General features: G+C 73.9%; 19 protein-coding genes and 1 pseudogene. 6 read left to right on the top strand and 14 right to left on the bottom strand.

Annotation, left to right across the window (positions count from 1 at the left end; all coding sequences use genetic code 11):
* Positions 1-96: 96 nt before the first annotated feature.
* From AMYTH_RS0114180 to AMYTH_RS0114215, 8 genes are all read right to left on the bottom strand, one after another.
* Positions 97-1,986 (bottom strand): peptidoglycan D,D-transpeptidase FtsI family protein, encoded by a 1,890-nt coding sequence (locus tag AMYTH_RS0114180; RefSeq protein WP_051362668.1) that lies wholly within the window; start codon positions 1,984-1,986, stop codon positions 97-99.
* On the bottom strand, positions 1,986-2,729 hold the full coding sequence (locus AMYTH_RS0114185) for a hypothetical protein (protein ID WP_027930884.1): 744 nt from the start codon (positions 2,727-2,729) through the stop codon (positions 1,986-1,988). The genes AMYTH_RS0114180 and AMYTH_RS0114185 overlap by 1 nt, the downstream gene beginning before the upstream one ends.
* Positions 2,726-3,685, bottom strand: a complete 960-nt coding sequence (rsmH, locus tag AMYTH_RS0114190) for a 16S rRNA (cytosine(1402)-N(4))-methyltransferase RsmH (protein ID WP_027930885.1) — start codon at positions 3,683-3,685, stop codon at positions 2,726-2,728. The genes AMYTH_RS0114185 and rsmH overlap by 4 nt, the downstream gene beginning before the upstream one ends.
* A gap of 179 nt (positions 3,686-3,864) precedes the next feature.
* Complete coding sequence (gene mraZ / locus AMYTH_RS0114195) at positions 3,865-4,296, bottom strand: division/cell wall cluster transcriptional repressor MraZ (RefSeq protein WP_026153053.1); 432 nt, start codon at positions 4,294-4,296, stop codon at positions 3,865-3,867.
* A 439-nt stretch (positions 4,297-4,735) separates the two neighbouring features.
* On the bottom strand, positions 4,736-5,449 hold the full coding sequence (locus tag AMYTH_RS0114200; RefSeq protein WP_027930886.1) for an ESX secretion-associated protein EspG: 714 nt from the start codon (positions 5,447-5,449) through the stop codon (positions 4,736-4,738).
* On the bottom strand, positions 5,446-6,003 hold the full coding sequence (locus tag AMYTH_RS0114205) for a hypothetical protein (protein ID WP_027930887.1): 558 nt from the start codon (positions 6,001-6,003) through the stop codon (positions 5,446-5,448). Before AMYTH_RS0114205 ends, AMYTH_RS0114200 begins: the two co-directional genes overlap by 4 nt.
* 10 nt (positions 6,004-6,013) lie before the next feature.
* Complete coding sequence (locus AMYTH_RS0114210) at positions 6,014-6,547, bottom strand: DUF3558 family protein (protein WP_027930888.1); 534 nt, start codon at positions 6,545-6,547, stop codon at positions 6,014-6,016.
* A gap of 4 nt (positions 6,548-6,551) precedes the next feature.
* Complete coding sequence (locus AMYTH_RS0114215) at positions 6,552-6,902, bottom strand: hypothetical protein (protein WP_020423131.1); 351 nt, start codon at positions 6,900-6,902, stop codon at positions 6,552-6,554.
* Between the two features lie 249 nt (positions 6,903-7,151).
* On the opposite strand from AMYTH_RS0114215, the gene AMYTH_RS0114220 reads away from it, so the two are divergent.
* From AMYTH_RS0114220 to AMYTH_RS0114230, 3 genes and pseudogenes are all read left to right on the top strand, one after another.
* Entirely contained in the window at positions 7,152-8,240 is a 1,089-nt protein-coding gene (locus AMYTH_RS0114220; protein WP_017981825.1) for an AAA family ATPase, read from the top strand.
* 6 nt (positions 8,241-8,246) lie between these two features.
* Positions 8,247-9,520 (top strand): annotated as a pseudogene (locus AMYTH_RS44805) (DUF58 domain-containing protein).
* 516 nt (positions 9,521-10,036) lie between these two features.
* Complete coding sequence (locus AMYTH_RS0114230) at positions 10,037-12,535, top strand: transglutaminase TgpA family protein (protein WP_027930889.1); 2,499 nt, start codon at positions 10,037-10,039, stop codon at positions 12,533-12,535.
* 7 nt (positions 12,536-12,542) lie between these two features.
* Here AMYTH_RS0114230 and AMYTH_RS0114235 read toward each other — a convergent pair whose 3' ends face one another.
* Positions 12,543-13,679 carry an MFS transporter gene (locus tag AMYTH_RS0114235; protein WP_037322534.1) on the bottom strand — a complete coding sequence of 379 codons (1,137 nt, stop codon included), beginning with the start codon at positions 13,677-13,679 and terminating at the stop codon, positions 12,543-12,545.
* Positions 13,680-13,709: 30 nt separating this feature from the next.
* Between AMYTH_RS0114235 and AMYTH_RS0114240 the strand changes: the two genes are divergently transcribed.
* Positions 13,710-14,753 (top strand): LacI family DNA-binding transcriptional regulator, encoded by a 1,044-nt coding sequence (locus AMYTH_RS0114240; protein ID WP_037322535.1) that lies wholly within the window; start codon positions 13,710-13,712, stop codon positions 14,751-14,753.
* Positions 14,754-14,920: 167 nt separating this feature from the next.
* On the opposite strand, the gene AMYTH_RS0114245 is transcribed toward AMYTH_RS0114240, so the two are convergent.
* The 3 genes from AMYTH_RS0114245 to AMYTH_RS0114255 form a co-directional block, all read right to left on the bottom strand.
* Positions 14,921-15,304, bottom strand: coding sequence for a DUF3040 domain-containing protein (locus tag AMYTH_RS0114245; protein ID WP_020423361.1), 384 nt, complete (start codon positions 15,302-15,304; stop codon positions 14,921-14,923).
* Positions 15,305-15,528: 224 nt separating this feature from the next.
* A complete protein-coding gene (dinB, locus tag AMYTH_RS0114250) occupies positions 15,529-16,788 on the bottom strand; it encodes a DNA polymerase IV (protein ID WP_027930892.1) in 1,260 nt (419 codons plus the stop codon).
* A gap of 37 nt (positions 16,789-16,825) precedes the next feature.
* Positions 16,826-17,566 carry a class I SAM-dependent methyltransferase gene (locus AMYTH_RS0114255; RefSeq protein WP_027930893.1) on the bottom strand — a complete coding sequence of 247 codons (741 nt, stop codon included), beginning with the start codon at positions 17,564-17,566 and terminating at the stop codon, positions 16,826-16,828.
* 63 nt (positions 17,567-17,629) lie between these two features.
* Here AMYTH_RS0114255 and AMYTH_RS0114260 point away from each other — a divergent pair, with 63 nt between their 5' ends.
* Both AMYTH_RS0114260 and AMYTH_RS0114265 read left to right on the top strand, forming a co-directional pair.
* The gene (locus AMYTH_RS0114260) at positions 17,630-18,505 is read left to right on the top strand and encodes a ParA family protein (RefSeq protein ID WP_027930894.1); all 876 of its coding nucleotides are present in this window, start codon (positions 17,630-17,632) and stop codon (positions 18,503-18,505) included.
* Positions 18,492-19,331: a DNA-formamidopyrimidine glycosylase family protein gene (locus AMYTH_RS0114265; protein ID WP_027930895.1), complete on the top strand. Its 840-nt coding sequence runs from the start codon at positions 18,492-18,494 to the stop codon at positions 19,329-19,331. The genes AMYTH_RS0114260 and AMYTH_RS0114265 overlap by 14 nt, the downstream gene beginning before the upstream one ends.
* Here AMYTH_RS0114265 and AMYTH_RS44810 read toward each other — a convergent pair.
* A complete protein-coding gene (locus AMYTH_RS44810; protein WP_027930896.1) occupies positions 19,295-19,810 on the bottom strand; it encodes a hypothetical protein in 516 nt (171 codons plus the stop codon). The genes AMYTH_RS0114265 and AMYTH_RS44810 overlap by 37 nt on opposite strands.
* On the bottom strand, positions 19,800-20,369 hold the full coding sequence (locus AMYTH_RS0114275) for a hypothetical protein (RefSeq protein WP_027930897.1): 570 nt from the start codon (positions 20,367-20,369) through the stop codon (positions 19,800-19,802). Before AMYTH_RS0114275 ends, AMYTH_RS44810 begins: the two co-directional genes overlap by 11 nt.
* Positions 20,370-20,804: the final 435 nt, after the last annotated feature.

Genomic DNA, 20,804 nt, shown 5'->3' on the forward strand with positions numbered 1-20,804 from the left:
AGGCCGTGTGTCTCGATTGGACAGCGACGGGAATCCCCACGACGCCTCGCCGGGCGAGGGTGGTGGCGGGGCGGCTCCACCGCTGATGGGCGGACCTCAGGGCAGCACGAGCGGCACGTACGGCGCCGTGCCGTCGGACAGCGGGATCTGGAACCGCTGCGTCAGGTACGAGGCGATGTCGTGGAACAGCGGCGCCGCCGAGTGGCCCGCGGGCAGCGTGGTGTCCGGCGCGTCCAGGCGGATGCCCACGACGAACCGCGGGTTGTCCGCGGGCAGGATCCCGGCGAAGGTGATGTTGTAGAGGGTGTCGCTGTACGCCCCGGTGGCCGGGTTGACCTGCTGGCCGGTGCCGGTCTTGCCGGAGATCTGGTAGCCCTCCAGCGCGGCCGTCGGCGCCGTCCCGCTGTTGCCGTTCCGCCCGGTCTGGGTGACCGCGCGCATCATGTTCCGCACGGTCGTCGCGGTCTCCGGGCTGACCACCTGCGTCGTCTCCGGCGCCGCCTTCGGCACCACGGTGCCGTCCGGGCGGATCTCCTGCTTGACGATGCTCGGCTGCACCCGCAGGCCGTTGTTCGCGATCGCCTGGTACATCGCCGTCATCTGCACCACGGTCATCGACAGGCCCTGCCCGATCGGCAGGTTGCCGAACGTGGTGCCGGTCCAGGTGTTGCGCGGCGGCACGAACCCGCGGCTCTCCCCGGACAGGCCCAGGCCCGCGCTCTGCCCGATGCCGAAGCGCTTGAGGTAGTCCAGGTACTTGTCCGGGCCGAGCTGCTGGGCCAGCAGCAGCGTCCCGACGTTCGACGACTTGGCGAAGATGCCGGTGACCGAGAAGTTCTGCGTGCCGTGCACCCACGCGTCGTGCACGGTGTGGTCGGCGACCTTCAGCGAGCCGGGCACCTGCAGCACCGACTCGGGCGTCACCAGGCCCTGGTCGATCGCCGCGGTGGCGGTCACGATCTTGTTCACCGAGCCCGGCTCGAACGGCGTGGACACGGCCTGCAGGTCCATCAGCGACTGCGTGTAGGTCTTGTTGTCGTACGGGTCGAACGTCGCGTCGTCGGCGATCGCGTAGATCTCGCCGGTCTTCGCGTCCATCACGACCGCGCTGGCGCCCTTGGCGTGCGACTGCCGCACGTAGTCGGCCAGTGCGTTCTGCAGGAAGTACTGCGTGTCCGAGTCGAGCGTGAGCACGACGTCGTTGCCCGGGGTCGCCGGCTGCACGTCCCGCTCGGTGCCGGGGATGATGACGTTGTCGTTGCCCTGCTTGGTGTCCGCGACGTAACGGCCCGGCTGGCCCGCCAGGTCGGCGTTGAGCGTGTACTCCAGCCCCGCCAGGCCCTGCAGGCTGTGCTTGGACACGTCGGGGTCGTCCATCCGCCAGTTGGCCAGCCCGACGACGTTCGAGGCCAGCGTGTCGCCCGGGTATTCGCGGGCCGCACGCACCTCCGCGCCGATCTCCGGGAAGGCCTTGGTGATCTCCTCGGCGATCGACGGCTCGACCCCGTCGACCAGGTAGGTGAACGACGTGGTCTTGCGGAAGTCGGCGAGCAGCTCGGCCTCGGTGACCCGGCCGGGCAGCTTCGCGGCGATGAACCTCGCCGCGTCCGCCGCGCGTGTCTCGTAGTTCTGGCCCCCCGCCGGGTTCTTCGCCGCGACCTCGTCCCACGCCTTGCGCATCGCGCGCAGGTTCACCGACAGCGCGCGGGTTTCCACGGTGAACGCCAGCTTGACGTTGTTGCGGTCCACAATGGACCCGCGCTTGGCCGGGATCGGGATGGTGGTGCTGCGCTGGCTCTCCGCCTTGGCGGACAGGGCCGCGGCCTGGAAGCCCTGCACCTGCACGAGCTTGAGACCGGCCAGGACGAGCACGGCGACGAGCGCGATGCGCACGCCGACGTAGCGCCCCTTGCCGGTGGCGGCGTTGGGCTGGCCGGCCACCTGGCGCATGCGGGCGCCGTAGCTGCGGCGTCCCGGACGGGCCATCACTGCCCTCCCGTGGTCTGCTGTCCCGGCGCCTGCGTCTGCCCGCCGGCAGGCGGCACCTGCGCCTGGTCCTGCGGCTGGACGACCTGGCTGTCGCCCTGCGGCACGTCACCCTCGATCGGGCGGCCGCCCACCGGGGTGCCCTGCGGCACCACCGGCGCGGTCTGCTCCTGGGCGACCGGGGCGCCCTCGGCCTTCTTCGGCTCGCCGACCACGGTCACCGACCCGTCCGGGTTCAGCACCAGGTGCGCGGGGTCCTCCGCGGGCACCATGCCCAGCGCCTTGGCCCGCTCGGCCAGCGACGACGGCGACTCCGCGCCGCTGACGTCCTGCTGCAGCTGCTCGACCCGCTCGGCCAGCGCGGCGTTGTCGTCACGCAGCTGCTCCAGCCGGTAGGAGTCGGCGATCGCCTGCGTGGACAGCAGCAGCGTGACCACCACACCGGCGGCGAGCAGCACCATCACCAGCAGCACGAACGTGGCGCGCGACCGCGGCACCCGCAGCTTGAGCCGGGTCTTCTCGCGCTGCGGCTCGGGCGCGGTGCGCTTGAGGCCCTCGGCGCGCTGCGCCCGCCGGGCGTAGGCGCGCTCGGCGGCGGTGGTGCGCTGGGCCGGCTGCCGCCGGGGGCGGCGCTTGGCCGGTAGCGGTGTGCCCAGGCCTTCCTCGGCGGGGGTGTCCGAACGGCGCGGGCGCCGTCGCGGCTCGGCACCGGCCTGCCTGCGTGTCCGCGTAGGCGCTGTCATGCGTCCGCCTCCTTGATCCGTTCCGCCACCCGCAGCCGCACGGACGCCGCCCTCGGGTTCTGTTCGATCTCTTCCTCGCTCGCCTTCTCGGCGCCGCGCGTGATCAGCTTCAGTTCCGGCCCGTGGCCGGGGAGTTCGACGGGCAGGCCCGGCGGGGTCCGCGACTTCGCGAGCTCCGCGAAGGCCTGCTTGACGATGCGGTCCTCCAGCGAGTGGTAGGACTCGACGACGATCCGGCCGCCGACGGCCAGCGCGGACAGCGCCGCGGGGATCGCCCGTCGCAGCACCTCCAGCTCGCCGTTGACCTCGATGCGCAGCGCCTGGAACGTGCGCTTGGCCGGGTGCCCGCCGGTGCGGCGGCTCGCCGCCGGCACCGCGTCGTAGAGCAGCCGCACCAGCCGCTCGCTGCGGTCGAACGGCTGCCGCGCCCGCTCCGCGACGATCGCCTTGACGATGCGCTGGGCGAACCGCTCCTCGCCGTACTCGCGCAGGATCCGGACCAGCTCGCCGGGCTCGTAGGTGTTGAGGACATCCGCCGCGGTCTGCCCGGTCGTGGGGTCCATCCGCATGTCCAGCGGGGCGTCGCGGGCGTAGGCGAACCCGCGCTCCTCCTCGTCCAGCTGCATGGAGGACACGCCGAGGTCGAACATCACGCCGTCCACACGGGACAGTCCCAGCCGGGCGAGGACGTCCGGCAGGGTGTCGTAGACCGCGTGCACCAGCTCGACCCGGTCGCCGAACTTCGCCAGCCGCGCGCCGGAGCGTTCCAGCGCGTGCGGATCCCGGTCCAGGCCGATGAGCTTCAGCTGCGGGAAAGCGGTGAGCAGCGCCTCGGAGTGCCCGCCGAGCCCGGTGGTCGCGTCGACCACCACGGCCGGGCGGCCTTCCAGCGCGGGAGCGAACAGCTCCAGCACGCGCCCGGTCATGACCGGCACGTGCGCGGCCTCGGCTGCCACTTCTCCCACCCCCTTACACCGTCGTCCGGATGCCGTCAGGTCCCCGCCCGCCCGCTGCGGACCTGGTGCCGGGGAAGGTGCACCAGGGCCGCTGAGCGGACAGAGGCCTCACGACATCCGTCGCCGGATCCCGCCCCCACTTGCGTTTCGCCACCCGCGCCCCCCGACGGCGCGGGTCACTAGAAGACCCCCGGCAGGACCTCTTCCTGGGCCTGCGCGTAGCTGTCCTCGTGTTCCTCCAGGTAGGACTCCCAGCGCTGGGCGTCCCAGATCTCCAAGCGCGTGATCGCCCCGATGACCACGCACTCCTTGTTGAGCCCGGCGTAGCGCCGCAGCTCGGGCGCGATCGCGATGCGCCCCTGGCCGTCCGGACGCTGCTCGTCGGTGCCCGCGAACAGGTACCGCTGGTAGGCCCGCACCGCCTCGTTCGTGAAGGGCGCCTCCGCGACCTTGCGGGCCAGCTGCTCGAACTCCGCGCGCGGGAAGACGAAGAGGCAGTGATCTTGCCCCTTGGTGACCATCAGCCCACCTGCCAGCGCGTCGCGGAACTTCGCGGGCAGCGTGAGCCGCCCCTTGTCGTCCAGCTTGGGGGTGTGGGTGCCGAGGAACACCGGCACTCACCTCCCCACCGCCCCCGGTGCTCCACCGGATGCGGCCCCTGGGGCCTCCCTTCCGCCCCACTGGGCACCACCGTACCCCACTTTTCCCCACAGTCAACGCCACGGAGAGGCCCGACCGGGCGAACGTTTCAGCGTTTTCGCAGGTCAACGCGTGGGGGGCGAAGTGGGGAGAAGGTGGGGGGCGCCGGCGCCCCTCCCCCGGGCCGGTTAGCTCATGGGTCCGGTCGCGGGCGTTTTCGGGCCGTCGTGGGGCCCGGTGGGGCGGACGGTGGGAGGAAGTGGGGGCCGTGGTGGGAGGAAGTGGGGAGGGTGGTGGAGCGAGGTGGGGACGCGGTGGGGGCGCGGTCGGATTCGCCCCGCGGGTTTCCCGCTGCCACCCGGTTGGCAAGCGCAGCGGGTGCTGCCCGCGCAGCCGGTGCCGCGACCGGCCTCAGCCGACCAGGTCGGCCAGCCGGGCGGCGAGCCGGGCCGAGTCGGTGGGCACCACGTTCACCCAGGCGGCTCCCCCGCGGCCCGGTTCCACCGTGCCCAGGTAGGCCCCCTGATCGGTGCGGAACCAGCTCACCCCGCCGACCCGCCGCGGCCGTCCACCCGCGCGCGCCCGCACCGTGAACTGGCCCGCCCCGAGCACCGGCCGCGACTGGATCGCCCGCACCTCCGCCAACTGGCGTGCGGCGGCACGCGAACCGCCCTCCCCGGCGAGGGCGTCGGCCGGCAGGCTGACCCCGTAGCCGGGCCCGGGCTCCAGCGGAGGCAGCAGGTCGACGACCGCCGTGAAGATCTCCGTGTCGCGGATCCCGGACAGCCCGATCGTCCGGCTCGGCTGCGCCGCCAGCACCCCCCGCCTGGCGCCTGCCGCGGCCACCGCCCGGAACGGCGCCTCCGCGTCCAGCTCGGGCAGCGCCTCGCACTCGACGTAGACCTCCGCGGACGCCAGCGTCGCCAGCCGCGACTCCAGCGCGGCGTCCAGCCGGCCGCCCTCCAGCAATCCCCGCTCGGCCAGGTTCGCGTGCACCGCGCGGCGGATCTCGGCGCGCTCCGCCTCGGTCACGCCGACGCTGCGGACCTCCAGCGGCGACGGCACCCGGCCGTGCCCGAGGTCGTGCCACAGGATGTCGAACGCGGACGCCGAGACCCGGATCACCGCTCCCCCAGCTCCGGTGGCTCGTCGAAGAACCGGCCCGGCACCGACTCGCGCAGCGCGGCGTCGCGGGCGTTGAGGACGTCGATGGCCTTCTGGCGCGCCTCCTCGGCGGCCGCCCGCCGCTGCTCCATCGCGTCCGACAGCCCGGCGAGCGCCGCGAAACTCCCGCTCGCCGCGGCCTCCCGGATCATGGCCGCCGGGTCGTAGGGCACCGGCGGCGGCATCTCGTCCCGCGCCCGCGCCGCTATCCCGGCCTGGCGCCCGACCGCGTCGGACAGGCACAGCGACAGCTCGGTGGCGTGCCCGGACCAGCTCTCGGCCTTGGCCAGGGTCCGGCGCAGCGCCTCCCCGGCGGGCCCGTCGAACGCCTCGCCCGCCCGCGCCGAGATCGCGCCCAGCGCCTGCGCCGACTCGCGCAGCCGCGCGGCCAGCCCCGCCCACTGCTCGCCGATCCGGCCCGCCGTGGCCGGGTCGTTGCCGTCGGCGACCTCGGCGGCCATCGCCTCGTGGCTGTAGGACTCGTACCGCCGCGCCGGCTCGGGCACCTGGTTCACGCTGGCTCCCTCAGGGCAGTTTCGGCTCGATCAGCCGGGCCACGGTGTCGGCCCGCTCGCACGCGAGCGGGGTGTCCTCGAAGCCCGTGTTGGTCACGTCCACCTGCACGCTGGCCTCCTGGCCCACGCCGAGCAGGACCGCGCAGGTGCCGTCCCCGGCGCTGCGGTCGGACACCCGGAAACCCTTGTGCGCCCCGACGGTCACGCGCTTGCCGGTGCCCTTGTCGATCTCCAGCGAGTTCAGCGGGGCGTTCTCGGCGAGCGTGACGGTGACGCCGAACGTGCCGGGCTCGGTCCAGTCGCAGGCCCGGTCCGCGCCGATCGTCTTCTCCTCGCCCAGCGAGGTCAGCCCGGCGGTGGAGCGGTCGGTCGCGGACAGCAGCTCGCACGGTTTCAACCCGGCCAGCCCGGGCGGCGACGGCGGCGCGCTCGGCGACGAAGGCACGGACGCGGACGACGGCGGCGCCGCGGGCTGCGAAGCCGGCTGCCCGCACGCGGCGAGCAGCAGCCCGGCCCCGGCGAGCACGACCACCACACCGCGCATCCGCTCAGCCACCGCTGCAGTCGACGCCCTCGGCGGCGTCGTCGTCGCTGTCCGAGTACCGCTGCAGCGCGCGGCGGATGTTCGTCTTGAGCGTCTCCAGCTCCTGGCCGAACCGGATCAGCGAGTCGGCGGCCGAACCGGGACCGCCCAGGCCGTAGCGGGCCATGAACTCGCCGACCTCGCCGGCGTACCCGCCGCCCAGCGGCACGGTGCGGCCCAGCACCCTGGCCTCGCGCACCATTTCGCCGACGACGTCCTGCAGCTGGCTGATCTGCTGGTAGGCCCCGGCCGCCAGCTCGGGCGAGACCGCGAACGCCCCCGCGTTCACGTTCAGGCCGCCGCGCGTGTCGGTCATCGGTTCTGTTCGCACCTCTCGGTAGCCGACCGGTTCCGGAACGCAGCATAGCGCCCGAATCGATTTCAGGGTTCTTGGACCGACTTGGCCGGGGTTTGACACACTGGATGCCAGGCTGGGTGCCGGGGCGGGCGACCGCGGGCGTCACCTCCGTCCCCGGCTGTGAGATCCTTCCGCGCCGCGGCGCGGTTCAGGCGGGCCGCACCCGTGTTCCGGTTTTGAAAAAGGGCTTCGGCACCAGGAGGTCGAGTGACGTCGAGGACACAGCCTGCATCGCCCGGGGAGTACACCGGCGAGCAGGCGCCCGGGCAAGCGCCGTACCACCCCGGCGGCGCGAGCCCCGCGCACGGCCTGCCCATCAGCCACAACGGGCACGGTGAGCTGCACGAGACCATGCGCCGGATCGCGGCCAACGTCGAGCGGGTGCTCGTCGGCAAGCCCGAGGTGGTGCGCGTCGCGCTGGTGACGCTTCTGGCCGAGGGCCACCTCCTGGTCGAGGACGTGCCGGGCGTCGGCAAGACCTCGCTGGCCAAGGCGCTCGCCCGGTCGATCGACTGCACGGTCAGCCGCATCCAGTTCACGCCCGACCTGCTGCCCAGCGACGTCACCGGGGTGTCCATCTACAACCGGCAGACCGGCGGTTTCGAGTTCCGGCCCGGCCCGGTGTTCGCCAACATCGTGGTGGGCGACGAGATCAACCGCGCGTCGCCGAAGACCCAGTCGGCGCTGCTGGAGTGCATGGAGGAGAAGCAGGTCACGGTCGACACCACGACCTACCGCCTGGACGACCCCTTCATGGTGATCGCCACCCAGAACCCGATCGAGATGGAGGGCACCTACGCCCTGCCCGAGGCGCAGCGCGACCGGTTCACCGCGCGCGTGTCGATCGGCTACCCGGACCAGCAGGCCGAGCTGGCCATGGTCGACGAGCACTCCGGTCACGACCCGCTGGCCGACCTGCAGCCGGTGTCCGACGCGGCCACCCTGCACCGCCTCATCCAGCAGGTCCGCGGGGTGCACATCGCGCCGGACGTACGCAAGTACGCCGTCGACCTGGTGGCCGCCACGCGGCAGGTGCCGGAGATCCGGCTCGGCGCGTCGCCGCGGGCCACGCTGCAGCTGGTCCGCTCGGCGCGCGCCCAGGCCGCGTTGTCCGGCCGCGACTTCGTCGTCCCGGACGACCTGCACGCGGTCGCCGTCCCGGTGCTCGCGCACCGGCTGGTGCTGACCACGGAGGCGCACGCGGCCCGCCGCTCCGCCACCGACGTGGTCCGCGCGGTGCTGCACCGGGTCCCGGTGCCCCAGGGCGGTCACCCGCAGACCGCCGGCCGCCGGTAGACGGCCGTGTTCCGGTCGCTGTCCGGGCTGACCACGCGGGGGCGGTGCCTGCTCGCCGCCGGCGTGGCGGCCGCGGTGTGCGCGGTGGTGCTCAACGAGCGGGACCTGTTGCGGGTCGCCGTGTTCGTGATCGCGCTGCCGCTGCTGGTCGCCCTGTTCATCGCGGCGTCGCGGGTGCGCATCGGCGCGTCCCGCAGCTGCTGCCCGAGCGGGTCTCGGCCGGTTCGGCCGGCGAGGTGGAGCTGGCGCTGTGGCGCGACGGCAAGCTGCCGGCCGGTGAGGTGCTGCTCGAGGACGGCGTGCCCTACGCGCTGGGTTCGCGGCCGCGGTTCGTCGTGGAGCGGCTGCCGCACGGGCGGGTCATCGCGCTGCGCTACCCGATCCAGCCGATGATGCGCGGGATCCAGCAGGTCGGCCCGCTGCGCGCGACGCTGACCGACCCGTTCGGCCTGTGCGAGTTCGACCGCGAGCTGATCGCGCACTCGCGGCTGGTCGTGGTGCCGAAGGTGGTGTCCCTGTGGGGGCTGCCCAGCGGCGCCGGGATCGGCGCGGGCGACGACGGCAGCGTGCGGCTGCGCGCCGGCCAGGGCGAGACCGACGTGGTGGTGCGGCAGTACCGCCAGGGCGACGACCTGCGCAAGGTGCACTGGCGCTCCACCGCCCGGCGCGACGAGATCATGGTGCGGGTCGAGGAGCGGCCGTGGCGCGGCGGGACCACCGTCCTGCTGGACCACCGGGCCGCCGCGCACCACGGCACCGGCCCGGCCGCGAGCCTGGAGTGGGCGATCTCGTTCGCCGCGAGCGTGTGCCTGCACGTGCGGCGGGCCGGGCACCGGGTCCGCCTGGTCACCGAGCACGGCAAACCGCTGGCGGACGTGCCCGGCGACGGCGGCGAGGGCTACGACAACGTCCTGCTCGACGCGCTCGCCGCGCTGCAGCCGGCGCACCAGCGCGACCTGACGACAGGCCACGACCCGGCCGAGGGGCAGGAGCTGATCGCGATCCTGGGGACCGTGTCGAACCAGGCGGTGACCGAGCTGGCGCGGTTCCGGCCGCGTGGCATCCGGAGCCTGGCGGTCCTGCTGGACACCCCGGCGTGGTCCGGCGGGGTGAGCGCGCCCGAGCACCGCGCGGCGGCGACGGAGGAATCGGCGGCACTGCTGCGCGCGGCGGGCTGGGGAGTCGTGGTGGCCGGCCCGAACACCTCGATGCCGCAGGTGTGGGCCGACCTGTGCCGCACGGCCGCCGGGCGAGGCTCGCTGATCGGAGGTGCGCTGTGAGCGCCCTCCGCGCGCGAGTCCCACGCTCAGCGCCGCGGTTCTGCGCTCAAACGCGCGAGTTCTCCGTTCGGCCCGCCGGGCGGGACTTCTCGGTCGGAGGTGCGCTGTGAGCACCCTGCCCGCGCGAATCCCACACCCAGCGCCGCGAATCCCACACTCAGGTGCGCGAGTTCTGCGCTCAAACGCGCGAGTTCCCCGTTCGGCCCGCCGGGCGGGACTTCTCGGTCGGAGGTGCGCTGTGAGCACCCTGCCCGCGCGAATCCCACACCCAGCGCCGCGAATCCCACACTCAGGTGCGCGAGTTCTGCGCTCAAACGCGCGAGTTCCCCGTTCGGCCCGCCGGGCGGGACTCCTTGATCGGAGGTGCCCTGCGAGCGCCCTCCGCGCGCGAATCCCACACCCAGCGCCGCGAATCCCACGCCCAAGCGCGCGAGTTCTCCGTCCGGCGCGCCGGGCGCCTGCTTCCGCACGGCCGGAGCGCTCCGCTCCAGCACACCGCATCTTCGGGGGAACGCTGTGACCACCCTGACCGGCCGCCCGCCGCGGCCCGATCAGCAGCCCGACGCCCCGCCGCCGGGGCAGCCGGAGCTGCACCGGCCCACGCAGCGCGTCGTCGAGCCGCCCCCGCAGTGGCGGGGCTCCGTCCTCGCGCCGATCGCCGCCGGGGTGGCCACCCTGTGCGCCTCCACCTCGCTGACCGGCGTCGTCGGCGGGGTGGGCTGGCTCGGGTACGTCACGGTCGCCGTCGTGCTCGTCGCCGCCACCGGGCTCGCGCTGCGGGCCATCCGCACCCCGACCGCCGTCGTCGGGCTGGCCCAGCTCGTCGTGCTGTTGCTGCTGATCACCGGCGTGTTCACCAGCAGCGGCATCCTCGGCGTCATCCCGGGCCCCGCCGCGTTCGGCGAGATCAACGGCGTGCTCACCGCGGCGTTCGAGCAGATCCGCACAGGCCTGCCGCCGGTCGAGTCGACCCCGCCGATCCTCTGCCTGGTGACCATCGCGATCGGCCTGGTCGCGGTGCTCGTCGACACCCTCGCGGTCGCCGCCTCCGCGCCCGCCGCCACCGGCCTGGTGCTGCTGTGCGTCTACGCGGTGCCCGCCTCGCTGGCCGACGACATGCTCCCGTGGTGGACGTTCCTGCTCGGCGCGGCGGCCTTCGCGGGCCTGCTCGCCGTCGACGGCAACCACCGCCACCGCCGCTGGCGCAACCGCGACGCCCCCGGCCTCGGCAACGCCCCTGCCGCCGCGTCCGCGCCGGTGGCCGTCGTCGCGGTCGCCCTGGTGCTGGGCCTGGTCGCGGGCACCGCGCTCACCGCCGTCGGCACCGTCGGGCGCCTGCCCGGCAGCGGCCGCAGCGGCGCGGGCGCCGGCTCCGGCGGGCTGGGCGTCAACCCGTTCACCTCGCTGCGCGGCATGCTCGACCAGGGCAGCACGGTGGACCTGTTCCGCGTCCGCGGCCTCGGCAACGACAAGCGCCTCCTGCGCGCGTTCACGCTCGACACGTACCGGCCCAACCGCGGCTGGAGCCTGCCGGACGGTCCCATGCCCGCCGGTTTCCCGGCGAACCAGCCGCTGCCCGCCGCGCCCGGCGACGACGGCGCGGGCGAGGCCCGCCAGATCCAGATCGAGCCGCTGAACTGGGTCGACGTGTGGATGCCGGTGTACGGGCAGCTGCGCGGCCTGCAGGGCGTCGGCCAGGGCTGGTACTACGACCCGACCAGCGGCGCCGTGTTCAGCGAGCGCAAGCAGCGGATCCCGGCCTACGTGGAGACCGCGTCGCTGGCCGAGCCGACGAAGGACCAGCTGGAGTCGGCCACCGCCCGCGGCGCCGACATCCCGGCGAGCTACAGCCAGATCACCGGCGTCGACCCGCGCGTGGTCAGCCTCGCGCACAACCTGTCGGCCGGCGCGACCACCGACTTCGACCGGGCGAGCGCGATCTGGCGGTACTTCAGCGCCGAGAACGGGTTCACCTACGACACCGAGACAGCGGCCGCGACCGACAGCGACGCGCTGGCCGACTTCCTGCTGAACGGCAAGCGCGGCTTCTGCGAGCAGTTCGCCTCCGCGATGGCCGTGATGCTGCGGGTGCTGAACATCCCGTCCCGGGTCGCGGTGGGTTTCACCTCCGGCTACGCCGACGGCGACTCGCGCATGATCACCTCGCAGGACGCGCACGCCTGGGTCGAGGTGTACTTCGGCGACCTGGGCTGGGTCAGCTTCGACCCGACGCCGCGCTCCGACGGCCGCGGCTACGTCCCGCCCTACCTGCAGTCCGGCACCACCTCCAGCGGGTCCTCGGACTCGGAGGAGCAGGACGTGCCGAGCGTGTCGACCACGCGGGTCGCGCCGACCGGGGCGCCCGAGACCCAGGGCAGCGCCGCCAACCCGGGCGGCACGCAGGCCGCTCCCGCGGGCTCGGCGCCTGGCTGGACCGGGTGGATCGCGCTGGTGCTGGTGCTGATCGCGGTGGCACTGACGGTCGGCGCGTTCGTCGCGATCCGCAGGCTCCGCGGGCGGACGGCGTCCTGGCTGCCGCTGGCCGCGGCCGCGGCGTGGCTGGTCGCCGTGGTGCTCACCGCGTGGCTGGTGCACTGGGTGCTGGCGCTGGTGCTGCTGCTGGTCGCGGTGGCCGGGCTGGCCCCCGCGGTGCTGCGGGAGATCCACCGGCGCCGCCGCCTGGCCGCGATCACGTCCCACCAGCCGGGCGCGGCGGACGCGGCGTGGGCGGAGCTGATGGACGAGTGCGCCGACCGTGGCATTCCGATCCCGGCGAGCGACACGGTGCGCTCGGCGGCGCAGAAGGTGGCCGTGCAGCACAACCTGGACGACGCCGGGAAGAACGACCTGCGCACGGTGGTCGGCGCGGTGGAGCGCTCGTGGTACTCCCCCAGCCAGTCCACCGGCGACGACTTCGCCGCGGCGTTCGAGGGCCTGCGCCGCAGCCTGCAGCGCAACGCGCCGATGTCTTGGCGCGGGCGGCTCTTCCCGCGGTCGGTCTTCCGCAGGCGCTGACGGCTCGTCACGTTCGCCGGAACGCGGCGGTCCGGCGGACGACGAGGGTGGCGGCGAGCCCGCACCCCGCGGCCAGCGCCGTCGCGGCGGGCAGGGCGCCGTGGTCGAGGGCGGCGCCGCCCACCGCGGCGCCCCCGGCGATGCCGGCCTGGAAGGCGACGATGTAGACCGCGGACGCCAGGTCCGGCCGGTCCGCCACGCGCAGCACGGCGGCCTGCAGCACCACGCCGATACCGCCGGCGGGCACCGCCCACAACACGACCGCGGCGGCCGCGACCACCCCGGATCCGGCGCACAGCAGCAGGAGCATGGTCGCCGCGAGACCGGCCGTGACGAGCAGCGCGGTGCCGCGCGGGTGGCTGTCCACCCGCCTGCCGAACAGGACCAGGCCGAGCAGGCCCGCCACACCGTGCGCGAACAGCAGGCCCGAGATCGCCGGGCCGGTGAGGTGAACGGATTCCGCGATGATCGCGGTGATGTAGGTGAACACGGCGAAGTGCCCGGTCACCACCACCGGCGTGGTCAGGTTGACCGGCAGGAGGGCACGGTTCAGCGACCCGCGCGGCGACGTCCGCGGCCCGGCAGGCATCGGTTCGACCGTCGCGCGGATCACCACCGCCGACAGCGCCGCCGCGGCGGCCACCGCGAGGACCGTGGCCCGCCAGCCGATCGTTCCCGCCAGCCAGGAGGTCAGCGGCAGCCCGAAGAGGAACGCCAGCGAGTTCCCGGCGAAGACCACCGCGGTGGCGCGGCCTGCCCGGTCCGGCCCGAGCAGCCGGGCGGCCATCGGCGCGACCACCGACCAGAACACCCCGTGCCCGGCCGCCGCGACCACCCGGGCGAGCACCGCGACGGCGTACCCGGGCGCGAGCGCCAGCAACAGGTTCGACACCGCGATCGCCCCGACCGTGACCAGCACGGCCGTGCGGCGGTCCCAGCGGGTCGTCAGCGCGACCAGCGGGACGACCGACACCGCGACCACCACCGCGTAGCCGGTCATGAGCAGCCCGACGGCAGAGCCGGGCACGCCGAACCCCGCCGCCAGCTGCGGTAGCAGGGCGACCGGCAGGTTTTCCGAGGTCACGGACACGAAGCACGCGGCGCTGAGCGTCGAGAGCGCCACGCTCGTCCTTCCGGCTCGCATTGTGTAACGATACACAGATAGGCTTGGGGCATGTCCAGCCCGGGAACGTCCCGAGTCACCATGGCCGAGGTGGCGCGCCGCAGCGGCGTCTCGCCGATGACGGTGTCGTACTGCTACAACCAGCCGGACCGCGTCGCGCCGGAGACGCTGCGCCGGGTGCGCGCGGTCGCCGCCGAGCTGGGCTACCGCGGCCCCGACCCGACGGCGCGGTCACTGCGGCGACGTCGCACCGGCACGATCGGGGTGGTGCTGGGCGAGCACCTCGCCTACGCCTTCGAGGACCCGCAGGCCCGCAGCTTCCTGACCGGGGTCGCCGAGGTCTGCCGGGAGCGCGGGACGGGGCTGAACCTGATCCCGACCACCGGCGAGGACACCGACGTCGAGCGCGTGACGTCGGCGTCGGTGGACGGCTACATCCTCTGGACCACCGCCGACAGCGATCCGGTGCTCCCCGTGGTGACCGGCCGGGGCAAGCCGGTGGCGGTGCACGGCGGCCCGGCCGTGGACGGCGCGCGGGTGGTCACGATCGACAACCGGGCCTCGGCGCGGAAACTGGCCGCGCACGTCTTCGCCGGCGCGGCACGGCCCGCGGTGCTGAGCTTCCCCTTCGGCCGCGACCGCACCGCGCGGATGGCAACCGGGCCGGACCCGGAGGGCGTGGAGTTCCCGGTGACGCGCGACCGGCTCCGCGGCGTCGTCGAGCATTGCCGGGACGCGGGCCTGGACATCCGCGCGCTGCCGGTGGCCGTGGTGGCCCGCAACGACCGGGCGGAAGCGGCCGCGCAGGCCGACGCGCTGCTGGACACCGGCGCCGACGCGGTGGTGGCGATGAGCGACCAGCTCGCGTTCGCCGTCCTCGACGCGGCACGCCGCCGCGGGCTGCGCGTGCCGGCGGACGTGGCGGTGGGCGGGTGGGACGACGGACCGGAGGCGGACCGGGAAGGCCTGACGACGATCACCCAGTCGCTGCACGACCAGGGCCGGGCGTGCGCGCTGATCGCCCTCGGCGCGGACGCGCAGGACAGCGGGACTTGGCGCCTGACGGTTCGGACCAGCACCCGCGCGCGGTCTTGAGCGCCGCACTCCCGGCCGCGCCGCGAAAGACCAGCCTCCACCCGGAGCCACCCCGGGCGTGCTCGGCGCCGCGGTCGCGCACCGGCGGCGCCGTCCCGCGTCACGCTGAGGGCGACCATGCGAAAGTGCCTACGCCCGTCCGGGCGTAGGCACCTCGCGGAGACGAACTACTGCTCTTCGAACCGCTGGCGGAAGCGCTCTTCCATCCGCTGTGTGAAGGAGCTCTTGGCCTTGGCGGCCTTGGCACCGCCCTGCTTGCCGTCGCCCCCACCACGTCCGGACATGACCGCGAGCAGGACGCCCGCGAACATCACGACGAAACCGAACACGCTCATCAACGGCACGTCGGCGACCCACAGAGCCCGCACCATCACACCCAGTACGAGCAGGGCGACACCGACGACGAACAGCGCGATCCCCTGGATTCGGCGGCGGCGGGCGGGCCGGCGGAACCGGGCACCGCGCACCGTAGACGCGAACTTGGGGTCCTCGGCATAGAGCTCGCGCTCGATCTGGTCGAGCAGCCGCTGCTCATGCTCGGAGAGTGGCATCTTTCCTCCTCCGGCACAGCTGTCGCGGGCGCCGGGCCGCGCAACGTCCTGGACCCAACAGACACCCCTAGTGGTGTCACTCTCCAGGATACGAGTCCTTCGCGATCAGGACTACCCGATCCCGCTCCAACCTGTGCCCCGTTTGGCTCAAATCTCCCCGCCGGCCTGGGCGCTGGTGGTCTTGCTGGGCTGTCGTCGTCCCTGTGCTCAACGTTTCACACGGCTCAGGGTTCCCCCCGAGGAGGGTCAGGGTCCGGCACGAGCAGTGACGCCGGACGCACCGCGGCAGAGCCGAACTTCGACCGCGCCACGTCCGCCGCCAGCTCGGCGTCCCGCCAGCGCGGCGCGGGCTGGTCGAAGGTCAGCTGCTCCGGCTCGGCCTCCCCGGTCAGCCCCTCCACCCGCACCCCGAGCAGGCGGACATCGGCCCCGGCGACCGCTTCCGCCAGCAGCGCCACGGCCGTCGAGTGGATCACCCGCGCCACGTCGGTGGCCGCGGGCAGGGTGCGCGCCCGCGTGATCGTGCGGAAGTCGGCGAACCGCACCTTGATCGACACGGTGCGGCCGCGCAGCCCGCGCCGCCGCAGGCTCTCCGCGACGCGCTCGGACAGCCGCAGCAGCTCGCGCTCCAGCACCCGCGGATCGCGCTGGTCGGTGTCGAAGGTGTGCTCGGCGCCCAGCGACTTCTCGGGCGAGTCGACCACCACGCCCCGCTCGTCGCGCCCGTGCGCCAGCGCGTGCAGGTGCTCGGCCGCGGCGTTGCCGACCGCCTTGCGCAGCCGCGCCGGCGGGGCCGCCGCGATGTCGGCGATCGTGGCCAGCCCGAGCCGCCGCAGGTTCTCCTCGGTCTTCTTCCCCACGCCCCACAGCGCGGAGATCGGCAGCGGGTGCAGGAACGACAGGGTCTGCCCGGCGGGCACAACCACCACGCCGTCCGGCTTCGCCATGCCCGAGGCCAGTTTCGCCACGAACTTCACCGAAGCCACCCCGACCGAGCAGGTGATGCCGTGCTCGTCCCGGACCCGGCGGCGGATGAGCGCGGCGATGCCCGCCGGCGTCTCCCCCAGCCGCCGCAGCGCGCCGCTGACGTCCAGGAACGCCTCGTCCAGGCTCAGCGGCTCCACGAGCGGCGTCAGCTCGCGGAAGATCGCCATCACACCCTTGGACACCTCGCCGTAGAGCCCGTGCGTCGGCGGCAGGAACACCCCGTGCGGGCACAGCCGGCGCGCCACCGCGACCGGCATGGCCGCGCGCACGCCGTACTCACGCGCCGGGTAGTTCGCCGACGTCACCACCGAGCGCGGGCCCGCGCCCGCCACGATCACCGGCTTGTCGACCAGCTCCGGCCGCGTGCGCAGCTCGACGGCCGCGAAGAACGCGTCCATGTCGACGTGCAGCAGACCGCACCCGGTGTCGTCCGGCGTGTGCCCCGCGCTCACCCGGAACCGCTCGTATCCGGCCGGCAGGGCCGCGTTCCTACCCATCGCGGACGAGCCTACGCAGGGGGTCCGACAATTCCGGTCAGAGCCGGGCGAGCAGGTGCAGGCGGCTGGCGAGGTCGCGCAGCGGCGGGATCGCGCCCGCGGCGGCCTCGAAGTCGGCGAGGTCGTCGGCGGTGTACTGCTCCGACTCGACCTCCCCCAGCACGTCCGACACCACGCCGTCGCCCTGGATCAGCTCGACGCGCAGGCCCGCGCCCGCCAGCAGGCCGCGCAGGCCGTCGGCGTCGAAGCGGCGCAGCAGCGTCTCCCCGTCGTCCGCGAGCACGCCGTCGGAGCTGGTCAGCAGCGCGTGCGCCTCACGCACGCGGCCGCCGAGCGCGCGGTGCAGCGCCGCGGCGTGCCGGTTCGCGGCCAGCACGGACACCGCGCCGCCCGGCGCGACGATCCCGGCCAGCGCACCGGCCACCGCGGCCGGGTCGTCGACGACCTCGAGCAGCCCGTGCGCCAGCACCAGGTCGGCGGAACCGGCCGGGATCCGCGCGGCGAGCGCGTCGGTGTCGTCGGCGACGACGGTGATCGCCCCGCCGACGCCGGCCTCCTCGGCGCGCCGCCGCAGCGTCGCGAGCGCGTTCGGGCTCGGCTCGACCACCGTCACCCGGCAGCCCTCGGCGGCCAGCGGCACCGCCCAGACCCCGCTGCCTCCGCCGACGTCGACGACGGCGGGTTCGCTCGTGCCTCGTTCCCGCGCCCGGTCGAGCTCGGCCCGCAGTGCCCGCCAGACCGTGCCGGAGCCGCGTGCTGTCCCGGTGTCCGTTCGCATGGCGGACAGCGTAGTGAGCCCGGTCCGGGCGCTCGCCGTGGCACTCCGGCTACGCTCGACCCCGTGCACACGGTCGCCGTACTCAGCCTCAAGGGTGGTGTCGGCAAAACCACGGTCGCGCTGGGCATCGCCTCGGCTGCGCTCCGTAGGGGAGCGCGCACGCTGGTGGCCGATCTCGACCCGCAGGGCAACGCCACCGCCACCCTCGACCCGCCCTACACCGAGGCCACGCTGGCCGACGTGCTCGCCACCCCGGTCCGCGACGTGCTGCGGCAGGCCGTGGCGCCGAGCGCGTGGAGCCCCGAGGTCGACGTGCTGGTCGGCGCGGAGGAACTCGAACTGCTCAACGAGCCGGGGCCGCACGACGACAAGGTCGGCAACCTCTCCCTGGCGCTGGACGAGCTGCACGAGCGCCCGCTGCGGGGCCGCCCGTACGAGCTGGCGATCCTGGACTGCCCGCCCTCGCTGGGGCGGCTGACGAAGTCGGCCCTGGTCGCCGCCGACAGCGCGATCCTGGTCACCGAGCCGACGATGTACGCGGTCAGCGGGGCACAGCGCGCGCTGGAGGCGATCGAGCGGATCCGCGACGAGCACAACCCGGACCTCAAGGCGGCCGGGGTGCTGGTGAACCGGCTCCGGCCGCGCTCGCACGAGCACCAGTTCCGCATCGCCGAGCTGCGCGAGTCCTTCGGCGGCCTGGTGATGCCCACGGCGATCCCGGACCGGCTCGCGGTGCAGCAGGCGCAGGGCGCGTGCAGCCCGATCCACGAGTGGCACTCCCCCGGCGCCCAGGAGGTCGCGCTGACCTTCAACATGGTGCTGGCCAAGATCCTGCGCTCCAACCGCGCCGGACGGCACCGCATCGACCGGGAGCAGCCCGCCGAGAGCACCGGCCCGATCCCCCGGATCGCCCGGACAGCGGACGATGCCCGAAGGTGACACGGTCTTCCTGGCCGGCAAGAAGGTCGAGAAGGCCCTCGCCGGCCGGGTGCTGACGCGCACCGACTTCCGGCACCCGGCGCTGGCCACCACCGACCTGGCCGGCTCGACGGTGCTCGGCGTGCGCACGGTGGGCAAGCACCTGTTCTTCCGCTTCTCGCCGGACCTGAGCCTGCACAGCCACCTGAAGATGGACGGCTCGTGGGAGATCACCCGGCCCGGTTCCCGCTGGCGGCACCCGGCGCACCACGCGCGGGTCGTGCTGGAGGCCGAGGGGGTGCAGGTCGTCGGGTTCCGCGTGCACGACCTGGAACTGCTGCCCACCGCCGAGGAGTCCCGCCTGGTCGGCCACCTCGGGCCGGACCTGCTCGATCCACAGTGGAGCGACGAGCACGAGGCCCGCGCGGTGGCGGCGCTGACGAGCGAACCGGGCCGGGAGCTCGGGCTCGCGTTGCTCGACCAGCGCGTGATGGCCGGGGTCGGCAACCTCTACAAGTGCGAGATCTGCTTCCTGCTCGGCGTGACGCCGTGGACACCGGTGTCCGAATTGGACGCAGCGAAGGTGGTCCGGCTGGCGCGGAAGCTGTTGCTGGCCAACGCCTGGCGGCACGAGCAGAGCACCACAGGCGACCTCGCCCGCGGCCGCCGGAACTGGGTGTACGAGCGGACCAGGCAGGGCTGCTTCCGGTGCGGGGGCCGGCTCCGGGTCGAAGACCAGGGCCGGGACCCTCACGACGTCCAGGCGCGCCCCACCTGGTTCTGCCCGCGCTGCCAGCGCGGGCCCTCGCCTCAGCTGCGCAGCAGCTCGTTGAAGAACGTGCGGTAGCGCCGCAGCGCCAGCCGCAGGTCCTCGGTGGCGGCCTCACCACGCTGCCACTGGGCCTCCAGCCCGTGCTTGTGGTCGGCGAAGGTCCGCGCGAGCGCCTGCATGACCTCGGCCACCAGCTGGTCGGCGTCCCGCAGCGTCCGCTGTGGATCGTCGACGAACGAGGTCTGCACCTCGCGCCAGCGGTCGCGGAACGCGCTGACCTGCTCGGGGCAGAACAGCTCGACCCGCTCCTCGCCATCGTCGTGCCGGGCGGCCGGTTCCTCGGTCACGCCCTGACTCGCCGCGGCCTCGGCCGGCAGGGTGCGCCCGGCCGGCTGTTCGGCCATCGGCTGCGCGGGCGTCTCCTGCGACGCTGGATCCTGCTGCGCGACTGGATCCTGCTGCGCGACTGGGTTTTCCCGCCGCGGTTCCCCGGTGCGGGGCGCCACCAGGTCGTCGGTGGCCGGGCCGCCGGCGGTGCGGTCCTCAGCGCGCATGGTGACGGTCCCCCTCCGGCCGCACGTCGGCGTCGCCGAGCAGGTCCTCGAACACCTGCCGGTAGTGGACCATCGCCTTGCGCAGGTCCTCGGTGGACGCCTCGGTCTGCTGGTGGCCCTGCGTGATGTCGTGGGCGCGGCGGTAGTGCTCGATCGTGCCGGCGTGCTCGACGGACAGGTCCCGGTGCTGCTGCTCGTAGCCCTCGGTCGGGTAGCCGCGCTCGGCCATCAGCGAGGTGAGCAGGCGGTCGGCCTCCAGGATGGCCCCGCCGGGCCGGTCGACGAACTGCTGCTGCACCAGCGACCACTGCTGCCGGTAGCGCTGGCGGGCGGTCTCCGGCAGCGGCCGGATGTCCAGCTCGCTGTGCCGCTTCTCCCGCTCGGCCAGGTCGCGCTCGGCGGCCCGCTTGCTCTTGCCACCCTCGACGGCCCGCTCGTACTCGGGCCCGAACCGCTCCTGCAGGCGCCTGCGCCGCACCTGGGCGCGGGCCAGCAGGGCGATCCCGAGGATCACCACGATCGCGACGACGACGATCAGAACGACCACGGACGTGGACATCGCATTCTCTCCCGTTGGTGCGACCAGCCCCCCGGTCACCTGATCGGGTACACCTGCCCGGGTGGCTCGAAACGCGGCACCTCGGCATTGATCGATCCAGTGGGCGAGGCGGGGCGGAAGGAAAATTCCCGTCGGCGCCCCGCCGGGCGGGTGAGAACGACCACGCCCGCCTGCCCGGAAATGCAGTTGCCGCAGGGGCACCGGCACGCCTAGCGTTGCTGGTACACGGGAAAGGAGGTGGTCCAAAGTTGTGTAGCAACGGGACTCGTGAGGTGGCTGTCCGCTAGCGGATGCCACACCCTGGACTGCTGGTGAATACCAGACAGCCACCGCCCCCCGGCGTTTCCGAGCACTGGTCCGGCTCGGGCCCGAACGGCTGACGACGGTCGGGAGTCGCGCCGGGGGTTCCCCCCAATCCCCTAATTCGCCGGGAAA

The sequence above is a fragment of the Amycolatopsis thermoflava N1165 genome, assembly GCF_000473265.1.
Lineage (GTDB): Bacteria > Actinomycetota > Actinomycetes > Mycobacteriales > Pseudonocardiaceae > Amycolatopsis_E > Amycolatopsis_E thermoflava.

Coding starts and splice junctions, on each gene's coding strand:
- AMYTH_RS0114180 (WP_051362668.1), bottom strand. CDS start 1,986: ATGGCCCGTCCGGGACGCCGCAGCTACGGCGCCCGCATGCGCCAGGTG.
- AMYTH_RS0114185 (WP_027930884.1), bottom strand. CDS start 2,729: ATGACAGCGCCTACGCGGACACGCAGGCAGGCCGGTGCCGAGCCGCGA.
- AMYTH_RS0114210 (WP_027930888.1), bottom strand. CDS start 6,547: ATGCGCGGTGTGGTGGTCGTGCTCGCCGGGGCCGGGCTGCTGCTCGCC.
- AMYTH_RS0114215 (WP_020423131.1), bottom strand. CDS start 6,902: ATGACCGACACGCGCGGCGGCCTGAACGTGAACGCGGGGGCGTTCGCG.
- AMYTH_RS0114235 (WP_037322534.1), bottom strand. CDS start 13,679: ATGCGAGCCGGAAGGACGAGCGTGGCGCTCTCGACGCTCAGCGCCGCG.
- AMYTH_RS0114240 (WP_037322535.1), top strand. CDS start 13,710: ATGTCCAGCCCGGGAACGTCCCGAGTCACCATGGCCGAGGTGGCGCGC.
- AMYTH_RS0114245 (WP_020423361.1), bottom strand. CDS start 15,304: ATGCCACTCTCCGAGCATGAGCAGCGGCTGCTCGACCAGATCGAGCGC.
- dinB (WP_027930892.1), bottom strand. CDS start 16,788: ATGGGTAGGAACGCGGCCCTGCCGGCCGGATACGAGCGGTTCCGGGTG.
- AMYTH_RS0114255 (WP_027930893.1), bottom strand. CDS start 17,566: ATGCGAACGGACACCGGGACAGCACGCGGCTCCGGCACGGTCTGGCGG.
- AMYTH_RS0114265 (WP_027930895.1), top strand. CDS start 18,492: ATGCCCGAAGGTGACACGGTCTTCCTGGCCGGCAAGAAGGTCGAGAAG.
- AMYTH_RS44810 (WP_027930896.1), bottom strand. CDS start 19,810: ATGCGCGCTGAGGACCGCACCGCCGGCGGCCCGGCCACCGACGACCTG.
- AMYTH_RS0114275 (WP_027930897.1), bottom strand. CDS start 20,369: ATGTCCACGTCCGTGGTCGTTCTGATCGTCGTCGTCGCGATCGTGGTG.